The sequence below is a fragment of the Nitratireductor aquibiodomus NL21 = JCM 21793 genome (genome assembly GCF_000615975.1).
Classification (GTDB): domain Bacteria; phylum Pseudomonadota; class Alphaproteobacteria; order Rhizobiales; family Rhizobiaceae; genus Nitratireductor; species Nitratireductor aquibiodomus.
The window spans coordinates 1-6,593 of sequence record NZ_BAMP01000143.1 but is presented as its reverse complement, the minus strand read 5'-3'; the positions used below and the strand labels follow the sequence as shown (position 1 = coordinate 6,593).

General features: G+C 64.3%; 9 protein-coding genes and 1 pseudogene. 8 read left to right on the top strand and 2 right to left on the bottom strand.

Annotated elements, in window-relative coordinates:
* The 8 genes and pseudogenes from JCM21793_RS29585 to JCM21793_RS28980 all read left to right on the top strand — a co-directional run.
* A pseudogene (locus JCM21793_RS29585) lies at nucleotides 1–310 on the top strand (ABC transporter ATP-binding protein); the annotation flags it as partial.
* Between the two features lie 23 nt (nucleotides 311–333).
* A complete protein-coding gene (locus JCM21793_RS22215) occupies nucleotides 334–849 on the top strand; it encodes a hypothetical protein (RefSeq protein WP_106313149.1) in 516 nt (171 codons plus the stop codon).
* Nucleotides 818–1,411, top strand: a complete 594-nt coding sequence (gene phnG, locus JCM21793_RS28985; RefSeq protein WP_081784804.1) for a phosphonate C-P lyase system protein PhnG — start codon at nucleotides 818–820, stop codon at nucleotides 1,409–1,411. Before JCM21793_RS22215 ends, phnG begins: the two co-directional genes overlap by 32 nt.
* Complete coding sequence (gene phnH / locus JCM21793_RS22205) at nucleotides 1,299–1,874, top strand: phosphonate C-P lyase system protein PhnH (RefSeq protein WP_157898282.1); 576 nt, start codon at nucleotides 1,299–1,301, stop codon at nucleotides 1,872–1,874. Before phnG ends, phnH begins: the two co-directional genes overlap by 113 nt.
* A gap of 66 nt (nucleotides 1,875–1,940) precedes the next feature.
* Nucleotides 1,941–2,870, top strand: a complete 930-nt coding sequence (locus JCM21793_RS27805) for a carbon-phosphorus lyase complex subunit PhnI (RefSeq protein ID WP_441909601.1) — start codon at nucleotides 1,941–1,943, stop codon at nucleotides 2,868–2,870.
* Nucleotides 2,863–3,708: an alpha-D-ribose 1-methylphosphonate 5-phosphate C-P-lyase PhnJ gene (locus tag JCM21793_RS22195; RefSeq protein WP_036541494.1), complete on the top strand. Its 846-nt coding sequence runs from the start codon at nucleotides 2,863–2,865 to the stop codon at nucleotides 3,706–3,708. Before JCM21793_RS27805 ends, JCM21793_RS22195 begins: the two co-directional genes overlap by 8 nt.
* Nucleotides 3,701–4,468 (top strand): ATP-binding cassette domain-containing protein, encoded by a 768-nt coding sequence (locus tag JCM21793_RS22190; protein ID WP_036541488.1) that lies wholly within the window; start codon nucleotides 3,701–3,703, stop codon nucleotides 4,466–4,468. Before JCM21793_RS22195 ends, JCM21793_RS22190 begins: the two co-directional genes overlap by 8 nt.
* An 8-nt stretch (nucleotides 4,469–4,476) precedes the next feature.
* Nucleotides 4,477–5,298, top strand: a complete 822-nt coding sequence (locus JCM21793_RS28980) for an ATP-binding cassette domain-containing protein (protein ID WP_081784803.1) — start codon at nucleotides 4,477–4,479, stop codon at nucleotides 5,296–5,298.
* Here the strand turns inward: JCM21793_RS28980 and JCM21793_RS22185 are convergent.
* Together JCM21793_RS22185 and JCM21793_RS22180 are read right to left on the bottom strand one after the other, a co-directional pair.
* A complete protein-coding gene (locus JCM21793_RS22185; protein ID WP_023512663.1) occupies nucleotides 5,253–5,996 on the bottom strand; it encodes a DUF6118 family protein in 744 nt (247 codons plus the stop codon). The genes JCM21793_RS28980 and JCM21793_RS22185 overlap by 46 nt on opposite strands.
* A gap of 12 nt (nucleotides 5,997–6,008) precedes the next feature.
* Nucleotides 6,009–6,467 (bottom strand): TraA, encoded by a 459-nt coding sequence (locus JCM21793_RS22180; protein WP_244439969.1) that lies wholly within the window; start codon nucleotides 6,465–6,467, stop codon nucleotides 6,009–6,011.
* Nucleotides 6,468–6,593: the final 126 nt, after the last annotated feature.

The following is a 6,593-nucleotide window of genomic DNA, read 5'->3' as shown; positions in this document are numbered from 1 at the left end:
GCTCGACGAGCCGGCCGCCTCGCTCGACCTTGCCAATCAGGACCTTCTGCTCGGCGTCCTCATGCGCCTGCGGCAGGCGCGCGGCCATACGATCGTCTTTACGACCCACCATCCGCAGCACGGCCTGTTCCTCGCGGACCGGGCGCTGATGATGCATGCCGGAGACGAGGTCCGTTATGGCCAAGCCTCCGCGATGATGACGGACGGGGAACTCGCCCGTCTCTATGGCGTGCCGTTTGCCCGCCATACCCCCGGCCTCGGCCGGCCCGATGTCGTTTCCCCGATCTTCGGGGCGGCGGCCCTTCCATGATAACCGCAAGACAGGAGCCAATCTTGGACACGATCACCTATCTCGAAAACGGCGAAACCTTCACCGTCAGCTTTGCCGAACTACTGAACTATCACGGCACCACCTTTCCGGGCGGCGTGGCGCATGGCCTGAAAGTGATGCAACGCGCCTTTCCGCTGCTCGACGAGGGTCGGCCGATCGAGCGCCGCGAGGTGCGCATCGATACGGCGTTTCCCGGCCCCGGCGGCCGCGACGCCATCGAATTCGTCACGCGCGCCCTGACGGACGACCGCTACACGGTTGACCGGTCGCTCGGTTGGGATGGCATCGAGGAAAGCCCCAAGGGCAAATACTACTTCCGCTTCACCTATCGGGGTACCGTCGTTGAGGTGACGATCCGTCCCGGCCATGTCCGCCCCGAGTTTATCACGCTGGCTCGCAAGGAGGACAGGACAGCCGAAGACGAGATACAGCTTGCCGCGTTGAAGCGCGAAATGGGTGATCGTCTGGTGCCACTCTCTCCCGAGGATGTCTATGACGCCAAGGTCAGCCGTGCCTGAGCACTGTTCCACCGAGGGCGGGCGTCGTGAATGGATGGGTGTGCTTGCCCGCGCGCCCATCGATCTCCTGAGATCGGCCTTCGACGGCAGCCGGCAGCGCCACTTGGCGCGCCGGCTTGTCGGACCCGAGGTCGGCCTTCTCCAGTTGCGTGCGAAAGCACCCGTAACGGGAACGCCCTTCCATCTCGGCGAGGCGACCATGACGCGCTGTGTCGTGGAGATCGATGGTCGGCGCGGTTATGCCGTGGTGCTTGGCCGCGATCCGGAGCGGGCGGAGCTTGCCGCCTTCTTCGACGCGCTGCTGCAAGATCCGCAGTCCCGCGCCTTGCTCGCATCGGAACTGCTGCAGCCGGCCGAAGACGCCATCATGCGCGGCGATGCCGCAAGGCCGAGGAGGCGCAGAAGACGACGGCGCATTTCTTCACCGCGGCGAGACAAGGAAGTGCACCGTGAAAATCGAGATAGACCAGCGAGGCGCGGACCGCATCCACGAGGACCAGCGCGCATTCCGCCGGCTTCTGGAAGCCTTTTCCTACCCCGGCAAAGTCGTCGTCCTTGCTGAAGGCCAGGCGGCGCACGCGGTCGTCCTGTCAACGTTGGCCGACACCACGACACCGCTCTGGATCGACGAAAGCTTCGCGGATATCCGGGATCGCGCCGTCGCGGCACGGTGGCCGATGGCGGATCGAGCCTCCTGCACCTTTGCGCTCTGTCGTGGCGAGATGCTGGATCGGATCGATGTCTTTCCGAAGGGGACCCCGGCCGACCCGCATCTTTCCGCCACCGTCATTGCGGAGGTCACGGGCCTTTCGGGTGGCGCGGCGCTCAACCTTTCGGGGCCGGGAATCGGACCCGGGGCCCGCACCTTCGCCCCCCTTGGCCTGCCGGCGGCGTTTCTTGCGCAATGGACGTGCAACAACGCTGCCTATCCGCTCGGCATCGACCTCATCCTAACGGCGGGAGATCGCTGCGCCTGCCTTCCCCGCAGCGTGAGGCTGGAGATATCCGATGTACGTTCCCGTTAAGGGCGGCGAGGCTGCCATCGCCGCAAGCCTCGACGTATTGGCGCGCAGCGTCGGGGAGATTCCATCGTGCCGGAACTCACGGTCGCCCAGATAAGTGAGCAGATGCGGGGTGCGGTGGACAGGGTGATGACCGAAGGCGCGCTCTACGACCGGGACCTTGCCGCCCTGGCGCTGAAACAGGCGCAGGGCGACGTAGCGGAGGCGACGTTTCTGCTGCGCGCCCATCGTGCGACCTTGCGGCGCATGGGCCATAGCGCGCCCATCGATTTTTCCGCCATCCGTCACGACCGGCATATTTCCGCCACCGTAAAGGAATTGCCGGGCGGCCAGATCCTCGGCGCAACCTACGACTATACCCACCGGCTGCTCGATTTCTCTCTCATGGAAGAGGCAGCTTCTTCTCCACTTCCCGAGGAGGCTGTGAGCACTTCATGCGCGCCTCCCTCATCCCGATGCTGCGATCGCCTTGCCGGGGAGGGCCGGGAGCCGGAGGAAGCGCCGGTCGACATCACGCGGGTGCCGCTGCGCCCTCCCTACGGCGCATCCGAAACGCTCGGCCATCTGGTGCGCGGCGAAGAAGGCTTCCTGACGGGCATTGCCTATACGCGCCTTCGCACCGCCGGCGCATCCCATCCCTATGTCGAGGAGCTTTCCGCCGGGGAGGTCGAGGTTTTCGTCGAACTGGAGGATATCGGTCTCACCGTCTCCGTCGGCGATATCGAGGTGACGGCCTGCCGCATGGTGGCCCCGGTACTCGACGGGCGGCAATCGCATCTGTCTGCGGGCTTCGGCGTTGCCTTCGGCGCAAACGAGCGCAAGGCGGTGGCGATGGCGACGGTCGATCAGGCTCTGAAATCCGGGCTCGATCCGGACTTAGTGCTGGGGCATGGCGACGGGGTCGAGGCGAGCGGCTACGTCTCGCATCTCAAGCTGCCGCATTACTCCGATTTCCAGGCCGATCTCGAAACGATCCGGAGGCTTGCCGGCGATGACTGAGACCTTCGCCTACCTCGATGAAGACAGCAAACGCTCCGTCCGTCGCACCATTCTGAAAGCACTGGCCGTTCCCGGTTACCAGGTGCCCTTCATTGCGCCGGAAATGCCGATCGCCTATGGCTGGGGCGTTGGCGGCATGGTCGTGACGGCAAGCCTCATCGGTGAGGATGACCGCCTGAAGGTGACCGACCACGGCTCCGACGAGACCGTGAATGCCGTCAATATCCGCGCCTTCTTCACGCGCACCGCCTTCGTTGCCACCACGACCCTGACCCGCGAGGCGACGCTGATCCAGGTCCGCCAGCGCGTGCCCGAGGCGATGCTCGCGGAAGGACAGGTCGTCGTTTACCAGGTGCCGCGGCCGGACCCGCTGCGAGCCTTCGTCAGTTCAGCCGGAGAGGCGGCGCGCATGCACGCTGCCGCTGATTACGGCCGGGTCTATACGCGACTCTTCGAGGAGAGGACGGGAAGCGGCAGTATCGCCCAGCCTGGCTACGACTATCCTGCCATGGTGGTAGGCCGCTATCTGATGTCGCCTTCTCCTATCCCCAAGCGCGACAATGCCCGCCTCGACAATTCGCCGGCCATCCAGATATTCGGCGCGGCGCGCGAACGCCGGCTCTATGCCCTGCCGCCCTATACGCGCGTGGAAAGCATCGCCTTCGAGGACGTTCCCTTTGACCCCGGCTATCCCTCGGACGGACGGCGCTGCGTGATATGCGGCTGTACCACGAGCCATCTCGACCACCTTCTCCTCAAGGACGACGGAACGAGCGAATGGGTCTGTTCGGACACGGAATGCTGTGCCGAGCGCATGGAGGAAGCCGCCAGTGCCTGATCTGCCGCAGCCCCTCCTGACGCTTGATGGTATCTCCTTTGGCGGGCGCATCGTGCGAGGTGCTTCGCTTTCGCTCTATCCAGGCGAGGTTCTTTGTCTCGTTGGAAAATCCGGCGCGGGAAAGTCGACGCTGCTGCGCACGGCCGCCGGATGCCTGCCTCCGACGAAGGGTCGGGTCCTGCTCTCGGTCGATGACAGGGCGTCGCTGTCTCTCTACGATCTGCCCGAACAGGCCCTCGTCCCACTCCGCCGGCGGCGGTTCGGCTTCGTCGCACAGGACGCCCGCGAGACGCTCGACCTGGCCGCGAGCGCCGCCGCCAACATCGCCCAGACGCTCTTCGACAATGGCGAACGCCACTTCGGCCGGGCCTTGGAGGCAGCACGGCACTGGTTTGCGGCACTGGACCTTGATGAAGCGCGGATGCGTGACCTGCCGGGTGTGTTTTCAGGCGGCATGCAGCAGCGGCTGCAAATCGCTCGCGCGCTCGTGCACGAGCCGGACATCCTGTTCCTAGACGAACCGACGACGGGCCTCGACACGTCCGCCCAGGCGCGGCTCCTGAGGCTCTTGTCCGAACTCCAGCGCCGGACGGGCGTGGCGATGCTGCTCGTGACCCACGACTTGCGCATAGCCCGACTCCTCGCGCACCGCGTCATCGTTCTGCACGAGGGGCGGATCGTCGAGGAAGCGCCGCCGGACCGATTGGTTACCGATCCCTGCCATCCAGCAAGTCGCGATCTCGTCGCGTCGATGATTTGAGTATTCGAATGACGATTCTGTGTGTTGAAGGCCTTGCGAAACGTTATGGCGACCGGACAATCGGCCCGGCGACCTTCACGCTGACGGCGGGCGAGGTGGGACTGGTCGTCGGCGGCTCGGGCTCGGGAAAATCGACGCTGCTGGACCTTATCTACGGTACGCGCGTGGCGAGCGCGGGCACGGCGATCCTGGATACCGGCGGGTGGCGGCGCGATCTTCTCACCCTTTCCGTGGTGGAACTGATCTCGATCAGGCGTTCAACCATTGGCTATTGCACGCAGTTTCTGACAGCTATTCCGGGCAAGTCCGGACGCGACCTTGCCCGAGAGACGGCCGCGCCCGGCACTTGCCTCACCGAAATAGAAGGGCTCTTTGAGCAGTTGGCGCTGCCGCCACATATATGGGACCTGCCTGCCGTGACCTGGTCCGGTGGAGAGAAGCAACGTCTCAACATCGCGCTCGCCGCCTTGCGGCGACCGCGGATACTTCTACTCGATGAGCCTTCGCCTCGCTCGATCGACCGCTGCACCCCATCATTTGGTCCTTCCTGTCTGACTTGGCGAAAGCGGGCACCGCGTTGCTCATCGGCGTGCACCAAACCGAGGACGGCATCCCAACGGCAAGGACAGCGGTCTCACTGGATCCAACAAAAGCCGAACTACCTCCTAAACACAAGCCGTTCCACCTTGCCTTCACTTCGGAGACTCAGGATGCTACGTAATACGTATTTTACTATCAAAAAGAACGGGTTGTCCGAGCTGGCGCGAAACGCGCATGCGAAATCTCAAAGGCCCTCCTTCGGCGCGGGCACAGTAATGTTGCACTTCTGATCCTTGGCCGTCTGCCTGGCCTTCTCCAAGCACGCGGAAATCTCCCCGCCGCTGGCCTCATAGAACCCGGCCCCCCATTGCATCTTTTTGACGCCGATAGGATCCACAGAGTTGATCATGGCATATGCCGCGTTGATGCGGTCGTTACCCATGACAAGGCTTGCAACATGGCTGTCTGCCGAGAAAGGCAAAAAGCGCGGCAAGAACGCCAGCAGGAACGCCCCGGCTATGATGCCGATCCCGCCCGCCATCCACATGCGGAAATCCTGATCCTTCCGATGAAAGGCGCTCTTGTTATGGGAGGCAAGCACGCTGCTGATGCGCTCGAGGTCGGACGCCTGGCGCTCGAGCTGCTGCACGGCGGTCCTCACCAGGCCCTCGCCGCTGCGCTCGAGCACGGCCGCATAGTGCTGCGCGCCCTGCCGGAGAATGGGCGACTGCTCGACGCCATGCACCCGCTCTCCAACGTGGGCGAGCTGCTGCACGATCTGCGCCAATTCCGGCTTGTAGTCCTGCGCCGGCCCCTGCCGGTCAAATTCCTCAAAGGCCGCTTCGACGCCCTTGCGGATAGTGGTCATTTCCCGCTTGAGGTCGGCGGCGAGATTTTCGACCGTTTCCCGTAGCGCGTCGAAGGCGGCGGCCGGGTCGCCGGCATCCTGCGGCCCAAATTCGTCCCTGTCGTCGTCCATTTCCGTCATGCTCTCTCCTGCCTACATTTCCATGCCAATGCCCCGGCTGAGGCGCTGGCCGCGTGACATTTCATCCTGAAGGGCGCGGGAAATGCTCTGCTCGTGGCGCAGCTCATGTCTGATACCAAGCTCCTTGCTGCGACCGCGTACGATGGATTCCGCCTGCGGATCGCGCTCAAGGCTCTTGGCAAGCCCGCTCATCTGGCTTTCGACCTTGCCGCGCGCCTCGTCGTGCTGCCAACCGCGAAGTTCCTGACGCTGGCCCTGTAGCTCCTGCCAGCGGTTCACGAACCGCTCGGCCCTGACATTCGGGTCTTGCAGGGCGGCATTTTCGCGCTTCATGCCTTCAATGACCTGGCCGACACGCTCCCGGCCGGAAAGCTCGGTCATGGCGCGCGCCGTCGCCGGATCGTTTTGCAAGGTCGAGCGCATCAAATCGTTCATGCCGTCCTGCACCTGGTCGAGTTGCTGCCCGGCCACTCGGATTTCCTGCCGCTGCATGTCGAGGACCGGCAGACCCTCGCGCCGGTGCTGGTCGATCGACTGATAGGCGCGCGCATAACGGTCAACGGCCGCCTCAAGCGGCGACTGCCGCCGCGCCCGCTA

Bases quoted from the DNA above. Each gene is read 5' to 3' on its own strand.
- phnG (WP_081784804.1), top strand. From the start codon at position 818: ATGTCTATGACGCCAAGGTCAGCCGTGCCTGAGCACTGTTCCACCGAG.
- JCM21793_RS22195 (WP_036541494.1), top strand. From the start codon at position 2,863: ATGACTGAGACCTTCGCCTACCTCGATGAAGACAGCAAACGCTCCGTC.
- JCM21793_RS28980 (WP_081784803.1), top strand. From the start codon at position 4,477: ATGACGATTCTGTGTGTTGAAGGCCTTGCGAAACGTTATGGCGACCGG.
- JCM21793_RS22185 (WP_023512663.1), bottom strand. From the start codon at position 5,996: ATGACGGAAATGGACGACGACAGGGACGAATTTGGGCCGCAGGATGCC.